This window comes from Kitasatospora terrestris (assembly GCF_039542905.1).
GTDB classification, from domain to species: Bacteria; Actinomycetota; Actinomycetes; order Streptomycetales; family Streptomycetaceae; genus Kitasatospora; species Kitasatospora terrestris.
Window position 1 is genome coordinate 6,407,751 of record NZ_BAABIS010000001.1, and the last position, 26,223, is coordinate 6,433,973.

Here is a 26,223-nt window from a genome sequence, read left to right on the forward strand (position 1 = left end):
GCCAGTCGGCGCGGCCTGAGCAGGGTCTGCCGGCGGCGCTGGTGGCGGGACAAATGGCGCTCCTGGAGATGGGTGGTGCGGAGGTTCAGGGGTGCTTGGTCGACTGGCCCGAGGGCGTCGCCCCGCGCGGTGCGGTGGTCGTCGGCTTCGACGTGCCCGACGTCTTCGTCGAGGGGCTCGTGGAGCGGGACGGCGTCTTGGGCGAGGCCGACCCGGACGGCGAGTGCGACGGGGTGGGGGAGGGCGAGGCCGAGGGTGTGGGCGACGGGGCCGGCGCCTGCGAGGGCTGCACGGGGATCTCCATCGCCGGAGCGTCCGCCTGCCCGCCGACCAGGCTGCTGCCCATGGCGATCGCCAGGATCGCGCCGACCACCGAGACCGGCCAGCCGAGGCCGCGCAGCAGACGGCCGCGTCGACCGGACTGGGAGACGAACACCGGAGCGGGAGCGGCCTCTTCGAGACTCGACTCGTACACGTCAGACGGTGGTTCGGGTGCCGATCCGCGTTCGATGGGAGTGATGACTGGGCGCACCTTGCGACGCCTTTCAGTGCAGGGTACGTAGACCGCGGGAGCGTAGGGCGAACGCTAGTGCACGGGCCTGAATCGAATTGAGCCCGATGGGTGGATTTGGCCTGATCTGTCGAAGTGTTGTAATCGGATCGAAATGACGAGCGGCGCGTATTTGCGTGTAGGCGTGCACGCACCGTTGACCTCGGACTCCGTGCTTCCGGAAGCGTCGAGGGGGCGCTGCGGCGGGTCTTGCGGCCCCCGTTAGGATGACCCCCTCATGTGACCAGTGCGCACGTGCGAGCCAGTACGCCCCAAGGAGCCCGAGTGAGCCAGCCCCGCCGCATACGTCGTCGCCGCGCGTGGAGCGTGCTCACCCTGCCGACCCTGCTGTGCGTCCTCACCGCCTGTTCGAGCGGCGCGGCGTCCGGCGGCGGCGACGGCACCGACGGGTCCGGGAAGGGCGGGTCCGGCGCCAGCGCCTCGCCGACCCCGACCGGGCCGCCCGGGACGCTGTTCGACACCTTCCACTACACCGGCGCCGACGACCCGGCGCTGACCGCCCACGGCTGGGAGGTCCGCAACGGCGGGGGCGGCCCGGGCATCAAGGACACCTGGTCGAACGCGGGCGCGAGCTTCCCCGCCGACACCACCGCCCAGGGCGGTCGGACCCTGCAGCTGCAGGCGACCACCGACGGCACCCAGAAGGGCACCAAGCAGGTCGAGATCCAGAGCACCGGCACCAAGCTCTTCAACGGGACCTACGCGGCCCGGGTCTACCTCAGCGACAAGCCCGCCGGCGGCAAGAACGGCGACCACGTCGTCCAGTCGTACTTCCCGATCTCGCCCGCGGACGACTCGGCGAACTACAGCGAGCTCGACTACGAGTACATGCCGAACGGCGGCTGGGGCGCGCCGGGGCCGCAGCTCGACACCACCAGCTGGTTCAAGGCCGATCCGCCGGACCGCGTGACCAAGCCCCACAAGCAGCGCTTCGAGGGCTGGCACATCATGATGGTCACCTCCGTGGACGGGAAGGCCACCTACTCCATGGACGGCAAGGAGCTGTTCACCAGCACCGGCAAGTACGTCCCGCGCGAGAAGATGGACGTCCACTTCAGCAACTGGTTCATCGACCTGATGCCGGCCCTCGGCGGTCAGCGCACCTGGAACCTGAAGGTCAACTGGTTCTACTACAAGGACAACGCGGCGGTCCCCTACGCCGACGTCCAGAAGACCGTGGACGGCTTCTACAGCGCCGGCACCGACTTCGTGGACACCCTGCCGAAGGGCTGACCGCGGTACGCACGGCGGAGGGCGGGTCCGTACGGACCCGCCCTCCGCCGTCCGCGTCCGGTCAGTGGCCGGCCGGGATGATCCCGCTCAGCCAGGTGAAGATGCCGGGGATCATCGGCTTCCACACGTCGCTGGCGTGCGGGCCGGTGGTCTCCACCGGCACCACCGTGGTCGGCGCCTTCGCGACCGCCCGCAGCGCCTCGGCGGCCTCGTAGCCGTCGCCCTTGTTGCCGCTCATGTACAGCGCCACCTTCGGCGGGTGGGCGGCGCCCTTGAGGATGTTCAGCGGGTTGGCGGCGTCCCGCAGCCGGGCGTCCTTCGCGGTCAGCGAGGCCGGCTCCTGGCCCGGGTCGTTGTAGCCGGAGAGGCTGACCCCGGCGCGGTAGCGCTCCGGGTGGGAGACCGCGAGCTTCGTCGCGCAGTGGCCGCCCGCCGAGTAGCCGGCGACCGCCCAGCGGTCCGGCGAGGCGTCGGCCCGGAAGTTGTCCAGCACCATCTGCGGCACGTCCCGGCTCAGCCAGGTCTCCGCGTTCACCTTGCCCGGCACGTCGGCGCAGCCGGTGTCGGTGGTGTCGCCCAGCAGGTTCGTCCGCGGCGAGATCAGGATGAACGGGGTGATCTCGCCCTTCGCCATCAGCGGCTTCAGCTGCTCGGACACCTTCAGCGTGCCGTACCAGGTCTTCGACGAGCCCGGCCAGCCCGGCAGCAGCTCGACCACCGGGAAGGTCTTGTCCTTGTACGCCGGGTCGTTGTACTGCGGCGGCAGCCAGACCAGCACCTCGCCGTCGATCCCGGACAGCTGGCCCTTCAGGTCGGTGGTCTGCACGTCACCGGGGACCTTCGGGTCGTTGACCGCCCTGAAGGACTGGACGACCTTCGCCCGCTTGTTCTCGTTCGACGTCCCCGCCGGGCCGCCCCCGTCCGCCGGCGGCACCTGCGGCACCGCCCGCACGTGGTTGCCGGTGCCCAGCAGGTCGTCCCAGTTGCCGTAGATGAGGTTGGCGTTGTTCACCATGACGAAGACCATCAGGACCGCCGTGAACTGACAGAGCAGCAGCATTCCCAGTCTGGACAGCACCTGTACCGGCTGCGGCCCGCGGACCCGGCCCCACAGCAGCAGCGCCGCCGCGATGGAGATCGGCACGAGGACGATCGTGACGATGAGGAACGGTGTGCCTGTCAGTTGCATGGATGAGTCTCGTATCCGGATCGCTGGCTGCCCGGGCCACCCGCCCGGAGATTGCTTCAAAGTGATCAGACAGCAGGGAACGGACGATCAGTTGCTCCCGAAGTCGGCGGAAACCTGAGAGGAACGTCACGTTTTCGTGAGAATCCGCTGTATGAATCGAGCCTAGTCTGCCAGGGCGGGAGGCTTGCGCCCGGGCAGGATGGTCGGAGACGACCGACTTTTGCCAGACCCTGACCCGGACCTGACCGAAGGAGCGTTCCCACCCGTGACCAGCCCCACCGGCGGCGGCCGCCCCGCGGTCCTGCCCAACCTGCTGGGCCTCGGCCCGCGCGCCGAACGCCGCCGCCGCGCCCTGCCCGCCAGCGTCCTGCGACTGCCCACCATCGGCGTCGACATCGGGGGCACCAAGGTCGTCGCCGGCGTGGTCGACGGCGAGGGCCGGGTGCTCGACAGCGTCCGCACCGAGACCCCCCACAAGAGCAAGAGCCCCAAGGTCGTCGAGGACGTCATCGTCGACCTGGTCCTCCAGCTCGCCGACAAGCACGACGTCCACGCGGTCGGCGTCGGCGCCGCCGGCTGGGTCGACGCCGACCGCTCCACGGTGCTCTTCGCCCCCCACCTCAACTGGCGGGGCGAACCCCTCCGGGACGCGCTCAGCGCCCGGCTGCGCTTCCCCGTGGTGGTCGAGAACGACGCCAACGCCGCCGCCTGGGCCGAGTGGCGCTTCGGTGCCGGCCGCGGCGAGGACCACATGGTGATGATCACGCTCGGCACCGGGATCGGCGGCGCCGTCGTCCGCGACGGGTACGTCGACCGGGGCAAGTACGGGCTGGCCGGCGAGTTCGGCCACATGCAGGTGGTGCCCGGCGGGCACCGCTGCCCGTGCGGCAACCGGGGCTGCTGGGAGCAGTACTCCTCCGGCAACGCGCTGGTCCGCGAGGCCCGCGAGCTCGCCGTCGAGGAGTCGCCCGTCGTCCAGCCGCTGCTCGCCCGGGCCGGCGGCAGCCCGGAGGCGATCACCGGTCCGCTGGTCACCCAGGCCGCGCGGGACGGCGACGCGGTCGCGGTCGAGCTGCTCTACGAGGTCGGCCGGTGGCTCGGCGTCGGGATCGCCAACCTCGCCGCCGCCCTCGACCCGGGGCGGTTCGTGATCGGCGGCGGCGTCTCCGAGGCCGGCGACCTGCTGCTGGGCCCCGCCCGGGACGCCTTCGCCCGCACCCTCACCGGCCGCGGCTTCCGTCCCGAGGCGGGCATCGTGCACGCCGCCCTCGGCAACGAGGCCGGCCTGGTCGGCGCCGCCGACCTGGCCCGGCAGGTCGCCCGCCGCTTCCGCACCATCAAGCGCCACCGCACCCGGCAGTAGGGCCGGCCGGGCCCGGGGCGCTACTGCCGGGCGGCCAGCAGCAGCCCGGAGGACCAGTTCATCCGGACGGTGCGGAAGTCCGGGCGGGAGAGCAGGTCGACGACCAGCTTGTCGACCGCCGCCTGGTGGCCGTCGGGCCAGCCGGGCTGCGGGAGCAGGTCGTCGACCACGTAGAGGCCGCCCGGGGCGACCAGCGCCAGGGCGTGGTCCAGGTGGGTGAACTTGCCCGGCCGGGTGTCGGCGAAGACGAGGTCGAAGGGCTCGCCCGCGTACGTCTCCAGCCAGGCCCCGCCGTCACCCGCGACGAACTCGACCCGCGGGTCCCCGGTGAACGCCTGCCGGGCGACGGCCTGCAGGGTGTCGTCCAGCTCCACGGTGACCAGCGTCGCGCCGGCGTCCATCCCGCTGAGCAGCCAGGCGGCGCCCTCCCCGATGCCGGTGCCGAGCTCGAGGATCCGTCCGCCGGGCCGGGCGGCCGCCAGGGTGGCCAGCAGCGAACCGGTCCGCTCCTCGCAGGAGAGGGTGAAGCCCGACGGTTCGGCGGCCCGCCGCAGCGCGGTGAGGACGGCGGGACGGTGCGTGACGGTGTCATCCATGCGCGAATTGTGATCACTGCCGGTGGTCTCCGCCACGGCTTATCGGGTCCGGCCGGACACTTCGTCAGGTCGACGCCCTGTTGTCCGGTCCGCGTCGGCTGTGGGACAACGGTGAACTGACGCCGAATCAGGAGGCTCGCATGCGGTCACCGGCCGGACTCTTTCCGACGCTCCTTCTCGCCACCGGTCTCTTCTGTCTCACCGCCGTCCCCGCCCAGGCGGCGCCGGGCGCCCCGCCCAAAGCGCCCGAGGCGGTGGGCTACGGCGGCGCGGTGGCCAGCGTCGACGCAGACGCCACCGCCGCCGGGATCGAGGTGCTGCGCCGCGGCGGCAACGCGGTCGACGCTGCGGTGGCGACCGCCGCGGCGCTCGGGGTCACCGAGCCGTACTCGACCGGCATCGGCGGCGGCGGCTTCCTCGTCCACTACGACGCCCGCACCCACCGGGTCTCCACCCTGGACGGCCGGGAGACCGCCTCCCGCACCGCCGACCAGGGCCTGTTCCTGGAGAACGGCGCCCCGCTGCCCTTCGCCGACGCCGTGACCAGCGGCCTGTCCGTGGGCGTCCCCGGCACCGCGGCCACCTGGGAGCAGGCGCTGCGGCTGTGGGGCACCCGGTCCCTCGCCGAGGTGCTGCGCCCCGCCGAGCGGATCGCCGAGCGCGGCTTCACCGTGGACCAGACGTTCTACGACCAGACGGCGGCCAACCAGGCCCGTTTCCAGGACTTCCCCGCCACCCGGGAGCTCTTCCTGCCCGGCGGCCGGCCGCCCGCCGTCGGCTCGACCCTGCGCAACCCGGACCTGGCCGCCACCTACCGGGAGCTCGGCCGGCGCGGCACGGACGCGCTGTACCGGGGCCCGATCGGCGCGGACGTGGTGCGCACCCTGCAGCACCCGCCGGTCGACCCCGCCTCCGGGCGCAACGCCCGGCCCGGCCGGGTGGACGCCGCCGACCTCGCCGCGTACCGGGTGATCCGCCGGGAGCCGACCAGGGTCGGGTACCGGGGGTACGACGTCTACTCGATGGCGCCGGCCTCCTCCGGCGGCACCACCGTCGGCGAGGCGCTCGGCATCCTCTCCCAGCGGCCCGAGCCCGCCGACCCGACCGCCTCGCTCCACCGCTACCTGGACGCGAGCCGGATCGCCTTCGCCGACCGCAACCGCTGGGTCGGCGACCCGGCGTTCAGCGACGTCCCGACGGCCGGGCTGCTCTCGCCCGCCTTCGCCGCGGCCCGCTCCTGCCTGCTCGACCCCGGCCGCGCGCTGACCAGTCCGGTCGCCCCCGGCGACCCGGCCCACCCGGCCGCCTGCGCCGCCTCCGGGCCGGCCGCGCCGGAGCCGTACGAGGGCCTGTCCACCAGCCACCTGACGGTCGCCGACCGCTGGGGCAACGTCGTCTCGTACACGCTGACCATCGAGCAGACCGGCGGCAGCGGCATCACCGTCCCCGGGCGGGGCTTCCTGCTCAACAACGAGCTGACGGACTTCTCCTTCACCCCGGTCGTCCCGGGCACCCCCGACCCGAACCTGCCCGGCCCCGGCAAGCGCCCGCGCTCCTCGCTGTCGCCGACCGTCGTGCTGCGCGACGGGAAGCCGGTGCTCGCGGCCGGCTCGCCCGGCGGGGCGACCATCATCACCACCGTGCTCCAGGTGCTGACCAACCGGCTCGACCGCGGCATGACGCTGGAGCAGGCGATCGCGGCGCCGCGCGCCAGCCAGCGCAACACCGCCGCCACCCAGGCCGAACCCGGCTTCCTCGCGCTGCCCGAGCGGGCCCGGCTGGAGGCGCTCGGCCACGTGTTCACCCCGGTCGCCGAGATCGGCGCCGCGACGGGTGTGGAACGGCTGCCCGACGGCCGCTGGCTGGCCGCCGCCGAACCGGCCCGGCGCGGCGGCGGGGCGGCCGCGGTGGTGCATCCGGCGGGCTGAGACCACCGCTCCCCGGCCGTGTCGGTGCCGGGCGGTATGTTCGGGGTGGGCGTGCCTTCGGGTCGCGCCTGCCCCGTCCACCGCCTGGGAAGGCCGCCCGCCGTGACCGTCCGCATCGCCACCTGGAACATCAACTCCGTCACCGCCCGGCTGCCCAAACTCCTGGAGTGGCTGGAGAGCGCCGCGCCCGACGTGCTCTGCCTCCAGGAGCTCAAGTGCTCCACCGACGCGTTCCCGTACGACGCCGTCGCCGAGCTCGGGTACCGCACCGAGGCCCACGGCACCGGCCGGTGGAACGGCGTCGCCATCCTCTCCAAGCTCGGCTTCGAGGACGTCGTCCGCGACCTGCCCGACCAGCCCGGCTTCCTCGCCGACGACGCGATGCTCCCCGTCGTCGAGCCGCGCGCCATCGGCGCCACCTGCGGCCCGGTCCGGGTCTGGTCGGTGTACGTGCCCAACGGCCGCGAGGTCGACCACGCGCACTACGCCTACAAGCTCCAGTGGCTGGAGACCCTGCGGGACGTGATCCGCGAGGACGCCGCGGGCGCCCGCCCGTTCGCCGTCCTCGGCGACTTCAACGTCGCCCCGACCGACGAGGACGTCTTCGACGTCGCCGCCTTCGAGGGCCTGACCCACGTGACCGCCCCCGAGCGCGCCGCCCTCACCGCCCTGCAGGAGGCCGGCCTCCAGGACGTCCTGCCGCGCCCGCTCAAGTACGACCGCCCCTACACCTACTGGGACTACCGCCAGCTGGCCTTCCCGAAGAACCGAGGCATGCGGATCGACCTCACCTACGGCAACAAGGCCTTCGCCGACGCCGTGACCGACAGCTACGTCGACCGCGAGGCCCGCAAGGGCAAGGGCACCTCCGACCACGCTCCGGTCGTCACCGACCTGGAGCTGTAGTCACGCTGCGTGAATGGAACGTCTCGAACGGCCTTGCCCATTGGCCGTACGGGTGGGCGCCGCCTAGCGTCTTCGGTAACCGGTTGTAGCGGATCGATCACGCGGACGACAGCGTCCCCCGCTGCACCGGAGAACCGGAGGTACCGGCATGCGCCGCACGCGTACGGCCGCAGCCGCCCTGCTGGGCGCGACCGCCCTGCTCGGGCTCACCGCCGCCGCGACCACCGCCGCGTCCGCGAAGGACAGCGAGCCCGCCTGGGTCAGCCCCGCCGAGGCCGCCCCGGGCCAGTCGGTGGCGGTCAGCGTCACCTGTGACACCAGCTCGGTGAAGACCGTCACCGCCGCCTCGCAGGCGTTCGTCGGCGGCTCCGCGACCCTCACCGTCGGCCCGGACGGCAAGTACTCCGGCACCGCCAGGCTGGTCTCCAAGGAGGACCTGTCCGTCGCCCTCAGCAAGAGGTCCACCAAGGACACCTCGTGGGGCGTCGACGGCAAGTGCCCCAACGGTGACGCCTTCGTCGGCGCGGTCGCCGTCTCCGGCACCGGCGGCGCGGGCGGGGCCGGCGAGTGGGCCGCCGGCCACGACACCCCGCACGGCGGCGTCGACACCGGCGTCGGCGGGTCGATCGCCACCGACGGCCGCCAGCTCGCCGCCGGCGGAGCACTGGTGGTCGCGGGCATCGGCGGCTTCTGGCTGCTGCGACGGCGCGAGGCCTGAGAGCGGCGGGCAATCGCAGAAGGGGCGCGAGGAACTGCGCGCCCAGCCGCGCACTACGCAGTCGCCGGCTGGGTGCTCAGCTCCTCGCGCCCCTTCTGCGCGTTCGCCGTCAGCCCGGTGGCGAGGAGGTACTGGGCCGCGATGTAGGTCGCCATGATCAGGAAGTTCTGGGCCGGGAGCGGGGTCCAGCCCGCCAGGCGGGTCGCGATCAGGGTGTCCGAGAGCAGGAACAGCGCGCCGCCGGCGCCGGTGCGCAGGCCGAGGCCGGCGGAGGTGACGGCGGTCGAGGCGAGCAGCAGGCTGTACGCGGCCACGGGGATCTGGAGGCCGCCGAGCCCCGGCCACAACCGGCTGATCAGGGTGGCCCAGGCGGTGGCGTACGCGGCCGCCGTGAGCAGCGTCCGGCGCCGCTCGTCCAGCGCGCCCCGCTGGACGAACATCGTCACGTAGCAGACGTGCGCCGCCGCGAACGATCCCATGCCGGCCAGGAACGCGGTGTCCCCGCCGACCTGCAGCAGCACGTCACCGGCGGCGCCGGCGAGCAGCGCGGGCGCCAGCAGCTTGGGCGCGCCGGGCTTCGCGGCCAGCGTCTGCGCGGCGAGCAGCGGCATCAGCGCGGGCTTGGTGGCGTGCTGCAGCGCGGTGGCGCCGGTGGCGATGGCGCCGAGGTGGGCGACCGAGGTGGCGGCGAAGGCGCCGAGCAGCCCGCGGGCGGCCTTGAGGCGGCGGGTGGGGTTCATGCGGTGGTGCCCTCCGGGCGGTCGGTGCGGACGGGCTGCCGGCCGGGCCCACGGCGAGGCGGCGGAGCCGGTCACCCCAGGTCCGGGCCTCGGCGAGGTCCCGGGCGATCGGGGCGTACTCGTGAGTAGCGACCCGGAGGGGATTGTAGGTGCCGGTGTTCTCGGTCGGGACGTGGACGGGGCGCATGCCGAGACCGGTCGCGGTGTCCCGCGGGGCGCAGCCCTGCCCGTCCCCGTCGGGGTGGAAGCGGTACGAGACCGGTTCCGCGACGGTGAGGCCCGTGGGCAAGGGTCCGGCCGAAATCCCCACCGCCCCGCCGGATCCCGGGACGGGGCGGTCCGACCACCCCTTAGGCTGGGGGACGACATGGAGCGGCACGAGTACGCGACCGGCGCCGGGGAGGCGCCCGGTGGCACGGGGATCGGGCGCGCGGGCGGGGCGGGGCGGCTCCTCGCCCCTGCGCGCACCGGCCTGTACCCGTGCGCCGAGCGGCTCGCCGACCGCTTCGCCCAGGCGCCGCCCGAGGACGCCGACGCGCTCTACGCCGCCGTCTTCGGCCTGTACGGCGCCCGCCACCTCGGCGGGGCGCCGGGGCCCTCCTGCGCGGACTCGCCCGACACCAGCTGGTGGCACGGACCGACCGCGCACCCCGCCTCGCTGCGGACCCGCCCGGCCGGTTACCGGCGGAGCCGCCGTGACGGTGCCGGCCCGGTCGAACCGCGCGGCACCGCGGCGGGCGGACGCCACCGCAAACCCGAGCGCGCGCCCGCGGCCGACCAGCCCGAGACCGCCGCCGAACGCCGGGCCGCCGCCCGCCTGCTGCTCGCCCAGCCTCTGGTCACCGCCGGCGGACCGCACGGCGCCGGGTTCCCGCTGATACGCCGGCACGCGGGCTGGCTCACCGCCCGCTTCCGCGAGCTGCTCGGCTACTCGCTCGCGGTCGGCCCGACGTACGCGCGGCTGCGCAAGGCCCCGCTGCCGGGGCGCGGACTGCCCGGCTTCGAGCCCGCCGGGTACGCCGAACTCGCCCTCGCGCTCGCCGGACTGGCCGAGGGGCGGGAGGTCGCCGCGTTCCGCCCCGAGGTGCGCCGGGTGCTGACGGAGTGGCAGGTCCTCGACGCGGACGGCGAGGCGGACCGCGAGCTCGCCGTCGCGCTCGCGCCGCAGGCCGAACCGACCTCGGCCGGGCCGCAACTGGCGGTCCGACGGCTGCTGGTCGAGACGCCGGTGGTGCTGCTCGACGAGCTGGCGCCCGACGAGCGGAGCTGGCTGGTCGGACGGCAGCGGGCGGAGACGGAGCTGTTCGCGGACTTCCTCGGGTTGGAAGCGGAGATCCGCGCCGAGGGCGTCGCCCTGCTCGACCCGGCGGACGAGCTGACCGACCTCGCGCTGCCCGGCACCGGGACGCTGCCGCAGGCGGCACTGCTGCTGGTCGAGCGGCTGGTGGAGGAGCTGCGACCGCTGCCCGAGGAGGCCGCGCCGCCCGCCGTGCTGGTGCCCGACGCGCTGATAGACGGCGCGCTCGGCGACATCACCGACGAGCACGGCCTGCGGGAGGGCTGGGAGCCGGGCTACCTGGCGGACCTGACCGCGTTCCGGCGCGACGCGCTCGACCTGCTGCACCGGATGGGTCTGATCGCGCCGGCCGGCCGCAACTGGGTCCTGCGGGCCCCCGCCGCCCGGTACGCGCCGCAGGCCGAGCTCCACCCGGCCCCCGGCTCCGGCCGCCACTCCCGGCCCCCGGCCGCACCGCCCCGCCGGCGCCGCCCGGCCTGACCTCGGCCCGGGCGGCGGGGCCGCCCGCGGTCAGATGGGGCGGACCTGCTCGGCGACGGGTCGGAACTCCTGGAGGGTCTGGTTGTACTCCACCCGCTGGCCCTCGTGGAGGATGCGGTCCTCGGTGCCGACGACGGAGTCGTAGTAGACGGCGACCTCGGGGCCGCCCTCGTCCGGGGTGATGTAGCCGTACGCGTGGTGGATGTTGAACCACTTGACGGTGCCGGTGTTCATGGCCCGCTCCTTCCAGCTGCCGATCACAGAAAGTATCGGCCCGCGGGAGGCTCAGCGCGCGGCGGAGACCTCGGTGCCCTGTCGGACGGTCTCCACGGTGGCGCCGACACCGAGGGTGCCGAGCGCGATGGAGGCGGCGACGGCGGCGCAGGCGAGCACGCGGCGGTGCCGCTTCGGCAGCGGGAAGCGCGGGCGGCCCGCGTCGGTCCGGGCGCTGGGACTGGTGTGGAGCATGGGGTCGAGCATTCCAGCCAGGTGTTAAACGGTCACGACGCGCAGGTGAAGACTGGACGGGCTGTGGGCGTCGGTCTTCCCGGGCGCCGCACGGGTGGCGTCGTGCCCGAACGGTCATCGGCGGTTGGTGCGGATTCACCCGGACGGGCGACCGGCTCCGGCGTGGCCCTCACCAGGTCGTACCAGTGCGGCGGCCCCGGTCCCGTGCGGCGCGAGCACCAGGCGGACCACGTCCTCCAGTCGGCGGCGGGCGTCGTCCAGGGTGGTCCGGCCGGTCACCCAGGCGGTGAGCTCGCCCTGCCAGGCGTGGCCGACGATGTGCCGGACCAGTTCCCCGGAGGCGGCCGGCAGCTCGGGCATCACCGCGCCCAGCGCCGCGCTGTCGGCGCGGGCCAGCGCCTGCAGGGCCTCGCTGGCGAACGGGTCGGTGGAGGTGGCCACCGCCACCCGCAGCCGGGCGAGCTCGGGCCTGCGCTGGTAGGCGCGCATGCCGTGGCGGACGAAGCGGACCGTCCGCTCGGTGGCGGAGCCCGGGCCGCGGGCACCGCGCGGGTCGGCCACCAGGTCGGCCAGCAGTCGCCGGTGCCAGTCGGCGATGGCGGCGGCCAGCAGGTGGTCCTTGGAGGAGAAGTACCGGTAGGCGGTGCCCAGGGCGACGCCGGAGCGCTCCGACACCTGTTTCATCTGGAGCCGCTCGACGCCGGTCTCGTTCACCAGGGCGAGGGCGGCCGCAAGGAGACTCCCGCGGCGTTCGAGCTGACGGGGCGACATCGCCTCCACCGGACGAGGTGACAGGTCAACCTTGGTCACCCGCCCCATGATACGGGCGTTCCCGTACCAGGGTCTCCTGCACCGCGGAGGCCACCAGCAGCCCGTCGCGGTCGTAGAACTCGCCCATCGCGAGCCCCCGCCCGTCGGAGGCCGACGGGCTGCGCTGGGCGAACAGCAGCCACTCGTCGGCGCGGAAGGGGCGGTGGAACCACATCGCGTGGTCCAGCGAGGCGAGGATCACCCGGTTCGGCCCGCTGCGCTGCACCCGGTGCGGCTGCAGGTGCAGCGCGGTGGTCGAGGCCAGGGTCAGGTCGGACAGGTAGGTCAGCGCGCACACCTGCAGCAGCGGGTCGTCGGCGGGCAGCGGGGTGCCGGTCCGCAGCCAGACGAACTGCTGCGGGACGCCCGGGAGTTCCGGCGGCATGCCGGGGGCGTCGGCGGGGATGAAGCGCATCTCCATCGAACGGAAGATGGTCGCCTTGGCGTACTCCTCGGGCGCGCTGCGCTCCCAGGCCTCGAACGGGTCGGACAGCTCCTCCGGGCCGGGCACCGGCGGCATGGTGCGCTGCCGCTCGGAGGCCCGCTCGGGCTTCTTGAAGGAGGCGGACATGGTGAAGATCGCCTCGCCGCGCTGCACCGCCGTCACCCGGCGGGTCGCGTACGAGGCGCCGTCCCGGATCCGGTCCACCTGGTAGAGGATCGGCCGGGTCGGGTCGCCGGGCCGCAGGAAGTAGCCGTGCAGCGAGTGGACCAGGCGCTCGCGCGGGACGGTCCGGCCCGCAGCGGTCAGCGCCTGGGCCGCCACCTGCCCGCCGAAGGCGCGCATCGGCGCGCCCGCGTGGCAGTGGCCCCGGAACAGGTTCTCGTCCAGCTCCTCGATCCGGAGCAGCTCGACGAACTCGACCGGGCCCTGCTCGTACGGAGCCTGCGATGCCTTCGCGTCTGTCACGCGGGCCATGGTAGAACACGTTGCAATCCGGTGGGCGGCGGTGTCGGTGGTGGCGTCGGCGGGGCGGTCCGGGTCGACGAAGCTGCTGAAGGAGGCGCGGGCGCTGCACGGGTTGCTGGGCTGACGGAGTTCAGGAACGGTCGTTCTTGACCGTTCGTTCTCTTACTCGGTACCGTCTGGGCATGGGACGACCACGGGCCTTCGACGAGGACGAGGCGGTGCTCGCGGCTGCCGCGCTGTTCGCCGAGCGCGGCTACGAGGGCACCTCGGTGGACGACCTGGTGCAGGGGCTGGGCGTGCACCGGGGCAGTCTGTACAAGGTGTTCGGCAGCAAGCGGGGGCTCTACCTCACCGCGCTCCGCCGCCACCTCGACCAGGACGTGCTGCCGCTCACCGCGGCGATCGGCACGGCCGACGGCCTCGGGCCGGCGCTGGCGCAGGCGGCCGCCGCGTACGACAGCGGGCCGGCCGCCGGGCTCCTGCTGCTCGCCGCGGTCGAGCGGGCACCGGTGGACCCGGAGGCGGCCGAACTGGTCGCCGAGGGGCTGGGCGCGCTGGAGGCGGCGATCGGCCGGGTGCCGGGCGCCGCCGGGCGGCCCGCGCTGGCCGAGGCGCTGGCGGCCGCGGTGCTCGGGCTGCGGCTGCGCAGCCGCGCGTCCGGCGGCCGGCCCGCCGCCGGGGCCGTCCTGGCGCTCACCGATCACCTGCGGGCCTGAGGGTCAGACACCGCCGCACCGTCAACGCCGCACCGTCACCGCCGCACCGTCACCACCACCAAGGAGCCGTTCACATGGCACGTCTGAGCGTCACCGACGGCACCCTCGTCGTCGAGATCGAGGGGCTGGACAAGCTCTGGGCGATCAAGAGCCGGATCGAGATACCGCTCGGCAACGTCCGCGGCGCCACCGTGGACCCGGGCATCGTCCGGGAGTCCAAGGGCCTGCGGATGGGCGGGACGCACTTCCCCGGGGTGATCACCGCCGGGACGTTCCGCAGCGGCGGCGAGTGGATCTTCTGGGACGTCCGCAACCCGGCCAAGGCCGTGGTGATCGAGCTCGCCGACGAGCGCTACGCCCGGCTGGTGGTGGAGGTCGCCGACCCCCGCGCCGCCGTCGACCTGGTCGAGCGGGCGATGCGGGACGCGCCCTGACGCGGCGCGCGTCCTAGGGTGGGCCCGGTCCGATCCCCGACCCCGCCCGCGGAGGGCCCGTGCTGCACCTGCGTCTGATCGTCCCCGTCGACCTGCGGGACGCCGTGCTCGACCGGCTCGACAACTGCGTCGGGGCCACCCACGTGGTCCTGCTGGCGGACGCGGCGGTGCGGCCGCCCGGGGACGTGGTCCTCTGTGACGTGGCCCGCGAGTCGGCCGACGAACTGCTCGGCGACCTGCGCGGGCTGGGCCTGGCGGAGCGGGGCTCGATCTCCGCGGAGGACACCGCGCTGACCGTCTCGGCCGCCGCGGACGAGGCCGAGCGGCTGGCCCCCGGTGAGGGCGCGGACGCGCTGGTGTGGGAGGCGGTCGCCGAGATCACCCACGAGGAGTCCACGCTCACCGCCGTCTACCTGGCTTTCCTGACGGTCGCCACGATGCTGGCGGCCTGCGGCGCGGTGCTGGACAGCTCGATCCTGATCGTCGGCGCGATGGCGGTCGGTCCGGAGTTCGGGCCGCTGGCCGGGCTGTGCGTCGCGGCCGTGCAGCGCCGGGGCCGGCCCGCCCTCCGGTCCTTGAACGCGCTGGTCACGGGATTCGCCGTGGCGATGGTGCTGACGGTCGGATTCAGCCTGCTGATGGACGGGCTGGGGCTGTTCACGCAGGCGAAGTTCGAGGCGGCCCGGCCGAGCACCTCGTTCATCTGGCAGCCGGACGCGATGTCCTTCGTGGTCGCCTTCCTCGCCGGTGTGGCCGGACTGCTCTCGCTGACCTCCTCGAAGGCCGGAGCGCTGGTCGGCGTGGCGATCTCGGTCACCACGGTGCCCGCCGCCGCCAACGCCGCGGTGGCGCTGGCGTACGGCGACTACGGCCAGGCGTGGGGATCCGCGCTCCAGTTGGCGCTGAACCTGGCCGGCATCGTGCTCGCCGGGGTGCTCACCCTGCTGGTGCAGCAGGGTGCGTGGCGGTGGGTGCTGCGTCGCTGAGCGCCGGGTCCGGGGCCGGCGGCGCGGCGGAGGCCGCCGGGCCGGTGGGGACCGGGGCGGCGAGGTGGTCGGGGACGAGGAGTTCGGAGCCGCTGGGGACCGGCGCCACCGCGCGCCACCAGAGCTTGGGGGCGGGCGGGGCGGCCGGCTCGAAGGGCTTGCCGGGCCGGGGCATCACCAGCACCGCGTCCAGCGCCTGGGCGGCGGCCACGGTCCGCTCGGCGGGCTCCTCCCAGGGGTGCGGGGCCAGGTTGAAGGTGCACCAGTGGATCGGCAGCATCACCGCGCCCCGGAGGTCCAGGTGGGCGCGGACGCCCTCCTCGGGAGTCATGTGCACCTCGGGCCAGTACGGGCTGTACGCGCCGATCTGCATCATGGTGGCGTCGAACGGCCCGAACCGCTGTCCGATCTCGGCGAAGCCGGGGAAGTAGCCGGTGTCGCCGCTGTGGAAGAGCCGGTGCGCCGGGCCGGCCACCACCCAGGACGCCCAGAGGTAGTGGCTGCTGGTGCGGGGGCCGCGGCTGCAGTAGTGGCGGGCGGGGGTGGCGGTGAGTTTCAGCCCGGCGACCTCGGCCGACTGCCACCAGTCGAGCTCGACGATCCGCTTCGCCGGGATGCCCCAGTGCTCGAGGTGGGCGCCGACGCCCAGCGGTACCGCGAAGTCCGCGCCGGCGGCGGCGAGCGCCTGGACGGTCGGCATGTCGAGGTGGTCGTAGTGGTCGTGGGAGATCACCACCACGTCGACCGGGCCGAGTTCGGTGAGCGGGATCGGGACCGGGTGCAGCCGCTTCGGCCCGGTGAACCCGAACGGCGAGCAGCGCTCGCTCCAGACCGGGTCGAAGAGCACCCGGCGGCCGTCGAGCTCGGCGAGGACGGTGGCGTGGCCGAGCCAGGTCAGGCGCAGGCCCGAGGCGGGCGGCGTGGCGAGTTCGACCGGCAGCAGGCGGTGCAGCGGGACGGCGGCGGACGGCCCGCGGCGCCCACGGGCCTCGGTGAACTGGGCCCGGGTGATCTCCAGCGGGGAGCGGTCGTACACCAGGCGGCGGGTGGGCACGGGATTGCGGAAGGCGCCGTCGACGAAGTGCGGGGACCGGCGGATCCGGTCCAGCCGGGCGCCCTTGGGGTCGGCGCCGAAGGCGTCGGTGCGGATCCGGTGCCAGGTCTCCCGGGGCAGCGTCCGGAACCGCTTGGCGTCGCGGAGGCCGAGGCCGAGTTCGGCGGCCAGTCCTCCGGCGCGATAGATCATCTCGACGGGACTGGGCACGGCACCTCCACGGTAGGGATCACCCGTACGACAACCATCTCAACGGGACATTACCGGCCAAAACGGGCGCCTACCCCGCAGAACGTGCCGCGGCACGCCGATCGGGTTAGCGGTCGGCGTGCCGGGGCGTGCGGTGCTGCGTGCGGTGCGGTGCGGAGAGCGGTGCGGGGTCAGGCGGCGTAGAAGCGGGTGATCGTCTCCGCGACGCAGTGCGGCTTCGGGCTCTGCTCGCTGGTGATGGTGAAGCGGACGGTGGCCTGCACGCCGCCGGGCACCTCGTCGGCGGAGACCAGCACGGCGGTGGCGCGGACGGCGGTGCCGACCGGGAGCGGGGCGGGGAAGCGGACCTTCTCCGAGCCGTAGTTGAGGGCCATCCGGATCCCCTCGACTGCGTAGCACTCCTTGGCGAGCACCGGGATCAGCGAGAGCGTCAGGTAGCCGTGCGCGATGGTGCCGCCGAACGGGCTCTCCTTGGCGCGGGCCGGGTCGACGTGGATCCACTGGTGGTCACCGGTCGCCTCGGCGAACAGGTCGACCCTCGCCTGGTCGATGGTGTGCCACTCGCTGGTGCCGAGCTCGGTGCCGACGGCGGCGGTCAGGTCGGCGAGGGACGCGAAGGTCGTCAAGGTGCTCTCCAGAAGCAGGTGGACGGACTGCCGGAGAGTATGCCTACCAGTCGGTCACTTGTCAGCGCCCGCCCGCTCCCGCGCAGGCCGCAGCCGCCGTCCGCTGATCAGCTCCGGGGTGAGCACCACGAAGGTCGGCCGGTCCTCGCCGATCCACGGGCGCGGGCCCTCGCGCAGCAGCGCGGCGTGCTCGGCCGGGTCGCGGACCAGCTCGGCGCGGCCGTGCACCAGGACGCTCCAGCCGCTCCGCCCGGCCGGGTCGAGCTCGTCGGCCTGCAGGGCGGCGACCGTGCCGTCCAGCGCGCGGGCGGTGCTGGACCCCGGACGCAGGGCCAGCACCAGCCGCCCGTCCGGGACCGCCCGGAAGGACACCGGCAGCACCGCCGGCAGGGCGTGCTCGGTGTACACCACCCGTCCGACGGGCACGGTGCCGAGCAGGCGGCGGCACTCGGCGTCGCTCAGGGTCTCCACGCGCTTGTCAGGATCCATACCGTCGATGCTGCCCGCCCGGGGCTGCGGTGCAGTAGGGCCCATGGTCCCTGAGCTGGGCGGCAGTGGCCGATTCCGGCCCGCGCGGGGCGGCGGCGGCGATAGTTTGTCGCCAGGCGCGCCGGCGGCCCCGGCGCGGTCCGGGCGACGCAGGGGAGGGGGCGGTGGTCGTGGTCGGCGGCATCGAACTGGTGGTGATCGGGGCGGACGGCGGGCCCGAGCGGGGGTTCGCGGGCTCGGCCCGGGCCGGGGACGGGGCCCGGACGCTGGCCGCCGCGCTGCCCGGGCGGACCTTCGACGCCGGCGCCCACGGCTGCCGGGTCAGCCACCTGCCGCCGGACGCGGACGCCAACACCATGCTCACCGCGCTGCGCCAGGCCGGGCAGCGGCCGGCCCGCTGGCTGGTGGTCTGCCTGGTCGGGCAGCTGGTCGCCGACCCGCGCGGGCGGCGGCTCGCCCTGGTGACGGCCGGTTCGACGCCGGACAACGGCTACCGGCGCGGCCTGGCCTGGGACTGGGTGATCAGCGCGATGGTCCACGGCGACCAGGAGGAGACCCTGCTGGTGGTGGACGCGGTCGCCGACAAGGACACCTGGGCCGCGCTCCAGCGGGAGGACGGCGCGGGCGAGTCGATCGCGCACTCCCGGGTGCCGCTGTGGGGGCGGGTGGGCCGCTGGTCCGGCGGGCGGCGCGGCCGGGACGCCGTCCTGCCCGGCGGGGAGGGTTCGTTCAGCTGGGCGCTGGGCCGGGTGCTGGAGCACGGGGTGCCCGGCGCCCCGGCCGCGGTCGGCCCGCTGGAGCTCCAGGCGGCGGTCGCCGGACAGCTCGCGTGGGGCGAGCACGCGGCCGGCGCGGCGGACGCCCTGCTGCCCGTTCCGCGTGACGGGGGACGACTTCTGATGCGCAATAGAGCGGCTGTGAGAGGTGCGTTGGCCGGATTGTCGCTTTCCGATGAACTGTTGGCAGTTCTGTGGCGAGAAAGTGCCCCAACGGATCCGCCTTCCGCGTAAGGTCAGGGGGCCCGGAGTGTTGCCGTGACGGTACGGGGTGGCGAAGAATCGACGCCCCGGAAGCAACCCGACGGGATGGCGGACGAGTTCTGCGACCATGGCTTCCGAAGAGCCGGTCGCGGCGAGGTGGGGCTATGCGGCAGCGCGGAATTGTGTTGCGCACTGGGGCGGTTGGGGTCGGTGGGGTGACGCTGTCGTTGCTGCTCGCGGCATGCGGGAGCAGCGGGGGCACAGGTTCCGCGGACCGTCTGGGTACCCCCGGGGCGCGTGTTCCCAGTGCGACGGCAGGCACTCCTTCGAGTGGTTCGGGTCCGACCGTTCTGGCCCCGACCGACGGCGTCGAAGGGGCCGTCGGGCGAATCGTTCTGAACGCCTATCAGGGCTGGTGGGACGCGCGGATCCAGGCGTATGCCCGATCGGATTCGGACGCGTCCCAACTCCGGGTGCTCTCTTCCGGCCAGGCCCTCAGCGAGGCCCTGGCCAGTATGAAAGAACTCCAGGACGCGAAACTGGTGATGATCGGCGCCCCGCGCAGCTCCGCGGTGGTGCGCACCCTCGACCTGAAGTCCGATCCCAACACCGCGGTGGTCGAGGACTGCCTGGACGTCACCGACTGGCACCAGGCCGACGCCGCGAGCAGGACCGTCAGCGATCCCCCGCAGCGGCTGTCCCGGTACGTGGTGACGAGCAAGCTGCGCCGGACCGCCACCCACTGGCTGGTCGTCGAATACCAACGCGAGGTGAGCCGCACATGCTGAACTCCGCCCGCAGAACGGTGATCTGTCTGCTGCTCGCGCTCTGCGCGCTGGCCGCTCCATCCGCGACGGCCTTCGCCGAGGGGCCGCAGCCGACCGTCCGCCCGTGCGCGCAGCACGACGTCTGCGTGGGCATCAGCCCGGGGCCCGGCACGCCCGCGCCCGGCCACACCGTCCCCGGCGGCGGTGGCGGCGGTGGGGACGGCGTGGTGCCGATGTGCAGCTGGAACGGCCAGCAGTGGCCGTGCTGGGACGACGACCTCGGCTGGTTCTCCACCGACGACGGGTGCTACTACATCGCCTCCGCCCCGCAGCCCCCGGCCGGCGACCCCGCCTGGGCGGGCCACCAGCCCTCCGACGGCGCCGTGTACGAGGTCAACTGCCGCGGCACCGGCGGACAGCTGACCCCCAAGCCGGTCCAGTTCTTCGCCGACCCGCCGGTCGCCCCCCGTCCCCTGGTGCGGCCGCGCGACCTGATGAACCAGGTCATCGACCAGTGGGGCTTCCTCCCGCCGGCCCTGCACGCCGCCCCGGGCGACACCGCCGTGGTCGGCTCCCCGGTGTGGCTCTGGTACGACAGGACCGACCGGACGTACGGGGACCGCACCAACTCGCTGTCCGGGGGCGGGCTGACCGTCACCGTCAAGGCCACCCGCACCCCGGTGACCTGGACCGTCGACGACGGATCCGGAAGCTTCACCTGCACGGACGCGACCACCCCCTACAGCAAGGACCTGCCCGCGAGCGCGACGGCGCCCTGCTCGCACACCTTCAAGGTCAGCTCCGCACGGGCCAGGGACCAGAAGTTCAACCTGACCGCGCGCTACGACTGGCACATCGAGGCGACCAGGTCCGACACCGGCGCGAAGTTCGCCGACTTCCTCATCCGGATGGAGGGCGCCCAGATCGTGACCCTGCGGGTCGCCGAGGTCCAGGTGCTCAACTGACCGCCGCCCGGAACCCGTTCCCCCAAGCCCCCGAACCGCCCGCACCGCACGAGAGGCCGAAGCCCGGTGGAAACCCGTAGCATTCCGACGCCGAGCCCCGGCAGCGCGGCCTACCAGCCCGAGCCCGGCCGGCCCGCGCCGCACACGCCCTCGCGCAAGCTCGGCGCCCGGCGGCGCCGGCCGGCGGTGCTGGCCATGGCGGTCGCCCTGATCGCCGCCGGCGGGCTCGGCGGCGCCGTCCTCTACAACAGCAGCGGCCAGCGGATCGCCGTCCTCGCCCTCGCCCGGGACGTCCCGATGGGCCAGGTGATCACCGCCGACGACCTGGTGGTCGCCCGGATCGCCGGTGACCCCGCGCTGCGCCCGCTCGACGCCCGCGACCTCTCCCGCACCGTCGGACTGCGCGCCACCACCGACCTGTGGCACGGCGCCATGCTCACCCGCGCCGACGTCAGCGCCGACCCGATCATGCAGCCCGGCCTGCAGGTGGCCGGCGTCGCCGCCAAGCGCTCCCAACTGCCCGCTACCCGACTGCAGCCCGGACTGCGGGTCCAGATCGTCTACACCCCCGAGAACCGCACCGACCAGGCCACCCTGCCGCGCACCCCCGAGACCATGACCGGCACCGTCTCCGCGGTCGGCAAGGCCGATACCGACGGCGTCCAGGTGATCGACGTCGCCGTCGGCCAGGCCGACGCCGCCCGGCTCGCCGTCTGGGTGGCCAGCGGCCGGTTCCAGGTGGTGCTCGCACCGCGCGGCGGCGCCGGCGGGGGGTCCTGATGGCCGTCCTCGCCGTCGCCGGCGGACCCGGCGCCCCCGGCGCCACCACCACCGCGCTCGCCCTGCTGCTCGCCTGGCCGCTCCAGGCCGGCCGGCGGATCCTGCTGGTCGAGTGCGACCCCGACGGCGGAGCGGTGCTGGCCGGCGCGCTCGAAGGCCGCGTCGAGGCCGTCTACGGCCTGCGCAACCTCGCCGTCGCCGACCGCCGCGGACTGCTCTCCCAGACCATCTGGGAACAGCTCCTCGACATCTCCCCGCAGGGCAATGGCGAACGCCTGCTGCTGCCCGGCCTCACCGACCCGGCCCAGGCACCCGGCCTCGCCTACACCTGGGAACCCCTGGTCGAGGCGCTGCACGCGCTCGAACCGCTCGGCTACGACGTGATCCTCGACCTCGGCCGGAACGGCGCCGCCGGGCCGGGCGCGGTCCTCGCCCGGCGGGCCGACGCGGTCGCGGTGGTGGTCCGCTCCACGCTGCGCGGGCTCAGCTCCGCGCGTCCGCGGATCGCCGCGCTGCGGGACGACCTGGAGACCAACGGGACGGGCGCCGACGCGCTCGGGCTGCTGGTGATCGGCGAAGGCCCGTACCCCGTCGGCGACGTCGCCCGCGAGTTCGCGGTCCCGGCGCTCGGGGTGCTGCCGCACGCGCCGCGCACCGCCCGGCTGCTCTCCGACGGAGGGGACACCGGCGACCGGCGGTTCATCCGCTCCGAGCTGATGCGCACCGCGCGCACGGCGGCGGACCGGATGCAGGAACTGGTCGCGATCCGCCGCCGCCGGCTCGCCCCCGCGCAGGTCACGCAGGCCGCGCCGCCGCAGTACGACGCCGCCCCGGCGGGCGGGCCGGCCGGCGGGCCGGTGGCCGGCTGGGCCGGTGCCACGGGGCCGGTCGTCGCGGCGCCCGGCAGCGGGTACGAGCGTCCCGCCCCCGGGCCGGTCGGCGGCCGCGGGCCGGTGCCCGGCAGCGGGTACGAGCGCCCGGCGGGCGGGGGAGTGCCGCAGGGCGGCTACGCCACGCAGGCCGCCCAGGTCACGCAGGTCGCGCCGCCGCCGTACGACGCCGCCCCGGCGGGCGGACCGGTCGGCGGGCTCGGGCCGGTGGCCGGCTGGACCGGTGCCGCGGCGTCCGCGGGCGGGTACGAGCGTCCGGTCGCCTCCGGGCCGACGGGTGCGGGTACGCCGGTCGGTGGGCTCGGGCCGGTGGCCGGCAGCGGGTACGAGCAGCCGGTGGGCGGGGGAGCCGTCCAGGGCGGGTACTCGGGTGGCGGGTACGTCCAGGCCGGGTACGGGCCGGCGCCGCAGGCGGTGCTGCCGCAGCCGCCGGGGGGTGACGGACAGCCGCTGTCGTACGCGCCGCACATAGCGCCGCCGGCCGTGCCGCAGCCGCCGGCGCCCGCGCCGTTCCCGGTGCCGCAGGCCGACCGGCCCTCGCAGGCACTGGTGCCGTCGTCGCAGGAGTCGCAGGAGCCGCAGGACGGCTGGGGGGAGGTGCTCCGTGCGCGCTAGTCCGTTCAACGGTGCTCCGGTCAACGGTGCGGCCGCGCCGACCGGTTTCACCGTCACCGGGGTGCCCGGCGGCCACGCGGCCGGCGACGCGGCCGGCCTGCCGTGGGGCAAGCCGCCGCAGCCGGGCCGCCCGGTGGCGCCCGGACCGGTGGCGCCCGCCGCCGTCCCGCCCGGCCCCGTCCCGCCGGTCGCCGCCGTCCAGCCGGGGCCGGTGCACGCGGTGGCGGAGCTGCAGCCGGCCGCGGTCCGGCCGTCCGTGGACCCGCAGGTGGCCCGCGAGCTGAAGCGCCAGGTGGCCGCCGAGCTGCACCAGCAGCTGTCCCGGCTCGCCGAGGGCCCGACCGGCGAGGTCGACCGCGCCACCCGCCGCCAGCGCGGCCGTGCCCTGATCGAGGAGGCGGTGGCCCGCTGGTCCGACGCGTACGCGCAGACCCACGGCATCCCGCCCACCCGCGAGCAGGACCGCGCCCTCTCCGAGGCCGTCTACGACCTGCTGTTCCGGGCCGGGCGGCTGCAGCCGTACCTGGACGACCCGGAGATCGAGAACATCCTGATCAACGGCTGCGACGACGTCTGGATCTCCCGCGCGCACCAGCCGCTGCGGCAGGTGCCGCCGGTGGCGGACAGCGACGCGGAGCTGGTCGAGCTGCTGCAGGACCTGGCCCGGCAGCACGGCGGCGGCGAGCGCAGCCTGTCCACCGCCAGCCCGATGCTGGCGCTGCGCCTGGAGGGCGGGATGCGCCTGCAGGCGATGACCGAGGTGACGCCCCGTCCGTACGTGGCGATCCGCCGCCACCGGGTGGCCAGCGCGACGCTGCCGGAGATGGTGAAGCTGGGCACCGTGGACTCCACCCTGGCGGCCTTCCTGGCGGCGGCGATCCGGGCCCGGAAGAACGTGATGATCACCGGCACCCAGGGCGTCGGCAAGACCAGCCTGCTGCGCGCGATGGCCGCCGAGATCCCGCCGGACGAGCGGGTCGGCACCCTGGAGTCGGAGTTCGAGCTGTGGCTGCACACGCTCGGCCACCTGCGGCAGGTCGTCCCGATGGAGGCCCGCGAGGGCAACGGCGAGCGGGTCGACGGCCGGGCCGCCGGCGAGTTGACGATCGGTGAGCTGATCCCGGCCGCGCTGCGGATGACGCTGTCCCGGATCATCGTCGGCGAGGTCCGCTCCGCCGAGGTGGTGCCGATGCTGCGGGTGATGACCAACGGCGAGGGCGGCTCGATGTGCACCCTGCACGCGCGCGGCCCGCACATGGTGGTCGACCGCATCGCCGAGCTCTGCCTGGAGTACGGCGCGCACATGACCGACTCGCTGGCGTACCGGCTGACCGCCAACGCCGTCGACTTCATCGTGCACGTCAGCATGGTCGACGAGACGGCGGTCGGCGGCCGCCGGCACCGCTTCGTCTCGCACGTCCTGGAGGTCACCGGCCTCGGCGAGTCCGGCCGGCCGGCGATGAACACCGTCTTCGGTCCGCGCGCCGACCTGGGCGAGCCCCGGGCCGTCCCGCACACCCCGCCGGCCTGCCTGGACGACCTGCGCCGGACCGGCTTCGACGCGGGGCTGCTCCAGTCCCCGTACGGCGCGTGGACCGCGCCGCTGGCGCTGCGGATCGGAGGCCTCCGGTGATGCTGCTGTTCGTGCTGTGCGGCCTGGCGCTGGCCGGCGGCCTGGTCGCGCTGGTCGCCGGACTGGTCGGCCGGCGCGAGAGCGAGGAGGAGCGCGAGCGCAACCCGCTGGAGGGCCGCGCCCACCTGTTCTGGTACGGCGCGCCCGGTACCGCCAGCCCGCGGATCGTCCAGCTCCGGCGGATCCAGACCGCGGTGGCGCTGATCGGCGCACCGGTCGGCTGGCTGGTCACCGGCATCCCGCTGGCCGCCGTCCTGGTGCCGCTGGCGGTCTTCGGCCTGCCCTGGCTGTTCGACGCGACCCGCTCCGACACCCGGCGGATCGAACGGCTGGAGGCGCTCGCCGAGTGGACCCAGCGGCTCGCCGACGTGCTGCTGCTCGGCGTCGGCCTCAACCAGGCCATCCTGACCAGCCGCCGGACCGCGCCCGCCGCCCTGGAGGGCGAGATCGCCGACCTCGCCGCCCGGCTGCAGTCCCGCTGGCGGCCGGAGGACGCGCTGCGCGCCTTCGGCGACCAGCTCGCCGACGCCACCGGCGACAAGGTGCTCGCCGCGCTGCTGCTGCGGGCCGGCGACAGCGGCCCGGGCCTGGCCCGGGCGCTCGCCGACATGGCCGACTCGGTCCGCGAGGAGGTGCGCCAGCGCCGGGCGATCGAGGCCGACCGGGCCAAGCACCGGGCCACCATCCGCTGGCTGGTCGGCATCATCATGTTCGTCCTGCTGATGGGCGCCCTCAACTCCCGCTACACCGAGCCCTACACCTCGGTGGTGGGCCAACTGGTGCTCGGCGTCGTGGCGGTGGCGTTCGTGCTGGTGATCGCCTGGATGCGCTCGCTCGCCGCGCACGCCCCGCTGCCCCGGATCCTGGAACAGGACCGCCGCTCCAAGGCGGGCCGGCTCGGCGCGGAACCCCCGTCCGGCGAAACGGAAGAGAACGAGCCGCTGGTGAAGGAGGCGCTGTGATCTCGCCCTGGGCCGTGCTGGCCGGCGGCGTCGCCGCCGGCGGCCTCGCGCTGCTCGTCGCCGAGCTGCGGCCCGCCCCGCCCGACCTGGGCCGAGCGCTGGACCGGTTGCACCGGGCCCCCGAGCACTCCTCCGCCGCCAGGCCCGAGAGGCTGTCCTGGTACGACCGGGCCGGCGTCGGCGCACTGCGCCTGCCCGGCGTGCGGATCCCGTACCAGCAGCTGTCGTTGATCGGCCGCACCCCGGCCAGGTTCATGGCGCAGAAGCTGCTGTTCGCGCTGCTCGGCCTGGTCCTGCCCGGCTACCTGGCGGCGATGGCGGCACTCGCCGACATCACCCTGCCGGTGGCCGTGCCCCTGCTGGTCGGGCCGCTGCTCGGCGCGCTGCTCTGGTTCGTCCCCGACGGCATCGTCACCGGTGAGGCCAGGGAGGCCCGCACCGAGTACCTGCACGGCATCGCCGCCTTCCTCGAACTGGTCGCGCTGGAGCGGGCCGCCGACTGCGGCCCCGCCGAGGCGCTGCGCCGGGCCGCCGCGGTCGGCCGCGGCACCGTCTTCCGCCGGCTCCGCGACGCGCTGGACCGGGCCGCCACCGACCGCCTCCCGCCGTGGGACGGACTGGACGCGCTCTCCGAGGAGCTGGGGCTCACCCCGCTCCAGGACGTGGCGGACATCATGCGGATCTCCGGCACCGACGGCGCCGCCGTGTACGACACGCTGCGGGCCCGGGCCAAGAGCCTGCGCAGCGAACTCCTCGCCGAGGAGCTGGCCAAGGCCAACACCGACAGCGAGCGGATGGTCGCGCCCGGCTCGGCGCTGACCCTGCTCATGACGGTCCTCATCGTCTTCCCCGCGCTGTACCAGATGATGCAAGTCGCATGAAACGCACCCATGTCGGAATCACCCGC

Annotated in this window: 28 protein-coding genes; 17 read left to right on the top strand and 11 right to left on the bottom strand. The window is 74.6% G+C overall.

Features of this window, described 5'->3' with window-relative positions; genetic code table 11:
- Window positions 1–85: 85 nt before the first annotated feature.
- Window positions 86–475, bottom strand: coding sequence for a hypothetical protein (locus ABEB06_RS29400; RefSeq protein ID WP_345699921.1), 390 nt, complete (start codon window positions 473–475; stop codon window positions 86–88).
- A 360-nt stretch (window positions 476–835) separates the two neighbouring features.
- Here ABEB06_RS29400 and ABEB06_RS29405 point away from each other — a divergent pair, with 360 nt between their 5' ends.
- Window positions 836–1,804 carry a glycoside hydrolase family 16 protein gene (locus ABEB06_RS29405; protein ID WP_345699922.1) on the top strand — a complete coding sequence of 323 codons (969 nt, stop codon included), beginning with the start codon at window positions 836–838 and terminating at the stop codon, window positions 1,802–1,804.
- Between the two features lie 61 nt (window positions 1,805–1,865).
- Here the strand turns inward: ABEB06_RS29405 and ABEB06_RS29410 are convergent, their stop codons facing one another.
- A complete protein-coding gene (locus tag ABEB06_RS29410) occupies window positions 1,866–2,948 on the bottom strand; it encodes an alpha/beta hydrolase (protein ID WP_345699923.1) in 1,083 nt (360 codons plus the stop codon).
- A 310-nt stretch (window positions 2,949–3,258) separates the two neighbouring features.
- Between ABEB06_RS29410 and ABEB06_RS29415 the strand changes: the two genes are divergently transcribed.
- Window positions 3,259–4,356: an ROK family glucokinase gene (locus tag ABEB06_RS29415; RefSeq protein WP_425559715.1), complete on the top strand. Its 1,098-nt coding sequence runs from the start codon at window positions 3,259–3,261 to the stop codon at window positions 4,354–4,356.
- A gap of 20 nt (window positions 4,357–4,376) precedes the next feature.
- Here ABEB06_RS29415 and ABEB06_RS29420 read toward each other — a convergent pair whose 3' ends face one another.
- Window positions 4,377–4,952, bottom strand: coding sequence for an O-methyltransferase (locus ABEB06_RS29420; RefSeq protein WP_345699924.1), 576 nt, complete (start codon window positions 4,950–4,952; stop codon window positions 4,377–4,379).
- A gap of 140 nt (window positions 4,953–5,092) precedes the next feature.
- Here ABEB06_RS29420 and ggt point away from each other — a divergent pair, with 140 nt between their 5' ends.
- The 3 genes from ggt (at window position 5,093) to ABEB06_RS29435 (ending at window position 8,504) form a co-directional block, all read left to right on the top strand.
- The gene (gene ggt / locus ABEB06_RS29425; RefSeq protein ID WP_345699925.1) at window positions 5,093–6,880 is read left to right on the top strand and encodes a gamma-glutamyltransferase; all 1,788 of its coding nucleotides are present in this window, start codon (window positions 5,093–5,095) and stop codon (window positions 6,878–6,880) included.
- Between the two features lie 102 nt (window positions 6,881–6,982).
- Complete coding sequence (locus ABEB06_RS29430; protein WP_345699926.1) at window positions 6,983–7,786, top strand: exodeoxyribonuclease III; 804 nt, start codon at window positions 6,983–6,985, stop codon at window positions 7,784–7,786.
- A 148-nt stretch (window positions 7,787–7,934) separates the two neighbouring features.
- Entirely contained in the window at window positions 7,935–8,504 is a 570-nt protein-coding gene (locus ABEB06_RS29435; protein ID WP_345699927.1) for a hypothetical protein, read from the top strand.
- Between the two features lie 53 nt (window positions 8,505–8,557).
- Here the strand turns inward: ABEB06_RS29435 and ABEB06_RS29440 are convergent, their stop codons facing one another.
- Window positions 8,558–9,244 (bottom strand): lysoplasmalogenase, encoded by a 687-nt coding sequence (locus tag ABEB06_RS29440; protein WP_345699928.1) that lies wholly within the window; start codon window positions 9,242–9,244, stop codon window positions 8,558–8,560.
- 367 nt (window positions 9,245–9,611) lie between these two features.
- On the opposite strand from ABEB06_RS29440, the gene ABEB06_RS29445 reads away from it, so the two are divergent.
- Entirely contained in the window at window positions 9,612–11,021 is a 1,410-nt protein-coding gene (locus ABEB06_RS29445) for a DUF2398 family protein (protein ID WP_345699929.1), read from the top strand.
- Between the two features lie 30 nt (window positions 11,022–11,051).
- Here ABEB06_RS29445 and ABEB06_RS29450 read toward each other — a convergent pair whose 3' ends face one another.
- From ABEB06_RS29450 to ABEB06_RS29465, 4 genes are all read right to left on the bottom strand, one after another.
- A complete protein-coding gene (locus tag ABEB06_RS29450; RefSeq protein ID WP_345699930.1) occupies window positions 11,052–11,255 on the bottom strand; it encodes a cold-shock protein in 204 nt (67 codons plus the stop codon).
- Window positions 11,256–11,306: 51 nt separating this feature from the next.
- A complete protein-coding gene (locus tag ABEB06_RS29455; RefSeq protein ID WP_345699931.1) occupies window positions 11,307–11,489 on the bottom strand; it encodes a hypothetical protein in 183 nt (60 codons plus the stop codon).
- A gap of 135 nt (window positions 11,490–11,624) precedes the next feature.
- Window positions 11,625–12,299 (bottom strand): TetR family transcriptional regulator, encoded by a 675-nt coding sequence (locus tag ABEB06_RS29460; RefSeq protein ID WP_345699932.1) that lies wholly within the window; start codon window positions 12,297–12,299, stop codon window positions 11,625–11,627.
- Entirely contained in the window at window positions 12,286–13,218 is a 933-nt protein-coding gene (locus ABEB06_RS29465) for an acyl-CoA thioesterase (protein ID WP_345699933.1), read from the bottom strand. Before ABEB06_RS29465 ends, ABEB06_RS29460 begins: the two co-directional genes overlap by 14 nt.
- Window positions 13,219–13,391: 173 nt before the next feature.
- Here ABEB06_RS29465 and ABEB06_RS29470 point away from each other — a divergent pair, with 173 nt between their 5' ends.
- The 3 genes from ABEB06_RS29470 (at window position 13,392) to ABEB06_RS29480 (ending at window position 15,345) form a co-directional block, all read left to right on the top strand.
- Window positions 13,392–13,925, top strand: a complete 534-nt coding sequence (locus ABEB06_RS29470) for a TetR/AcrR family transcriptional regulator (protein WP_345699934.1) — start codon at window positions 13,392–13,394, stop codon at window positions 13,923–13,925.
- A gap of 74 nt (window positions 13,926–13,999) precedes the next feature.
- The gene (locus ABEB06_RS29475) at window positions 14,000–14,359 is read left to right on the top strand and encodes a hypothetical protein (RefSeq protein WP_345699935.1); all 360 of its coding nucleotides are present in this window, start codon (window positions 14,000–14,002) and stop codon (window positions 14,357–14,359) included.
- Between the two features lie 59 nt (window positions 14,360–14,418).
- Complete coding sequence (locus tag ABEB06_RS29480) at window positions 14,419–15,345, top strand: DUF389 domain-containing protein (RefSeq protein ID WP_345699936.1); 927 nt, start codon at window positions 14,419–14,421, stop codon at window positions 15,343–15,345.
- Here the strand turns inward: ABEB06_RS29480 and ABEB06_RS29485 are convergent.
- The 3 genes from ABEB06_RS29485 to ABEB06_RS29495 form a co-directional block, all read right to left on the bottom strand.
- A complete protein-coding gene (locus ABEB06_RS29485) occupies window positions 15,296–16,609 on the bottom strand; it encodes an MBL fold metallo-hydrolase (protein ID WP_345699937.1) in 1,314 nt (437 codons plus the stop codon). The two genes, ABEB06_RS29480 and ABEB06_RS29485, sit on opposite strands and share 50 nt — an antisense overlap.
- A gap of 170 nt (window positions 16,610–16,779) precedes the next feature.
- A complete protein-coding gene (locus ABEB06_RS29490) occupies window positions 16,780–17,235 on the bottom strand; it encodes a MaoC family dehydratase (RefSeq protein WP_345699938.1) in 456 nt (151 codons plus the stop codon).
- 54 nt (window positions 17,236–17,289) lie between these two features.
- Window positions 17,290–17,724 carry a pyridoxamine 5'-phosphate oxidase family protein gene (locus ABEB06_RS29495; protein WP_345699939.1) on the bottom strand — a complete coding sequence of 145 codons (435 nt, stop codon included), beginning with the start codon at window positions 17,722–17,724 and terminating at the stop codon, window positions 17,290–17,292.
- 164 nt (window positions 17,725–17,888) lie between these two features.
- On the opposite strand from ABEB06_RS29495, the gene ABEB06_RS29500 reads away from it, so the two are divergent.
- From ABEB06_RS29500 to ABEB06_RS29535, 8 genes are all read left to right on the top strand, one after another.
- On the top strand, window positions 17,889–18,734 hold the full coding sequence (locus ABEB06_RS29500) for a hypothetical protein (RefSeq protein WP_345699940.1): 846 nt from the start codon (window positions 17,889–17,891) through the stop codon (window positions 18,732–18,734).
- 443 nt (window positions 18,735–19,177) lie between these two features.
- Window positions 19,178–19,492: a hypothetical protein gene (locus ABEB06_RS29505; RefSeq protein ID WP_345699941.1), complete on the top strand. Its 315-nt coding sequence runs from the start codon at window positions 19,178–19,180 to the stop codon at window positions 19,490–19,492.
- Window positions 19,486–20,436: a hypothetical protein gene (locus tag ABEB06_RS29510; RefSeq protein ID WP_345699942.1), complete on the top strand. Its 951-nt coding sequence runs from the start codon at window positions 19,486–19,488 to the stop codon at window positions 20,434–20,436. Before ABEB06_RS29505 ends, ABEB06_RS29510 begins: the two co-directional genes overlap by 7 nt.
- A gap of 66 nt (window positions 20,437–20,502) precedes the next feature.
- A complete protein-coding gene (locus ABEB06_RS29515) occupies window positions 20,503–21,216 on the top strand; it encodes an SAF domain-containing protein (RefSeq protein ID WP_345699943.1) in 714 nt (237 codons plus the stop codon).
- Window positions 21,216–22,721 carry a hypothetical protein gene (locus ABEB06_RS29520; RefSeq protein ID WP_345699944.1) on the top strand — a complete coding sequence of 502 codons (1,506 nt, stop codon included), beginning with the start codon at window positions 21,216–21,218 and terminating at the stop codon, window positions 22,719–22,721. Before ABEB06_RS29515 ends, ABEB06_RS29520 begins: the two co-directional genes overlap by 1 nt.
- A complete protein-coding gene (locus tag ABEB06_RS29525; protein WP_345699945.1) occupies window positions 22,711–24,354 on the top strand; it encodes a TadA family conjugal transfer-associated ATPase in 1,644 nt (547 codons plus the stop codon). Before ABEB06_RS29520 ends, ABEB06_RS29525 begins: the two co-directional genes overlap by 11 nt.
- Window positions 24,354–25,316 carry a type II secretion system F family protein gene (locus tag ABEB06_RS29530; protein WP_345702034.1) on the top strand — a complete coding sequence of 321 codons (963 nt, stop codon included), beginning with the start codon at window positions 24,354–24,356 and terminating at the stop codon, window positions 25,314–25,316. The genes ABEB06_RS29525 and ABEB06_RS29530 overlap by 1 nt, the downstream gene beginning before the upstream one ends.
- Window positions 25,313–26,197 carry a type II secretion system F family protein gene (locus tag ABEB06_RS29535; RefSeq protein ID WP_345699946.1) on the top strand — a complete coding sequence of 295 codons (885 nt, stop codon included), beginning with the start codon at window positions 25,313–25,315 and terminating at the stop codon, window positions 26,195–26,197. The genes ABEB06_RS29530 and ABEB06_RS29535 overlap by 4 nt, the downstream gene beginning before the upstream one ends.
- Window positions 26,198–26,223 lie beyond the last annotated feature (26 nt).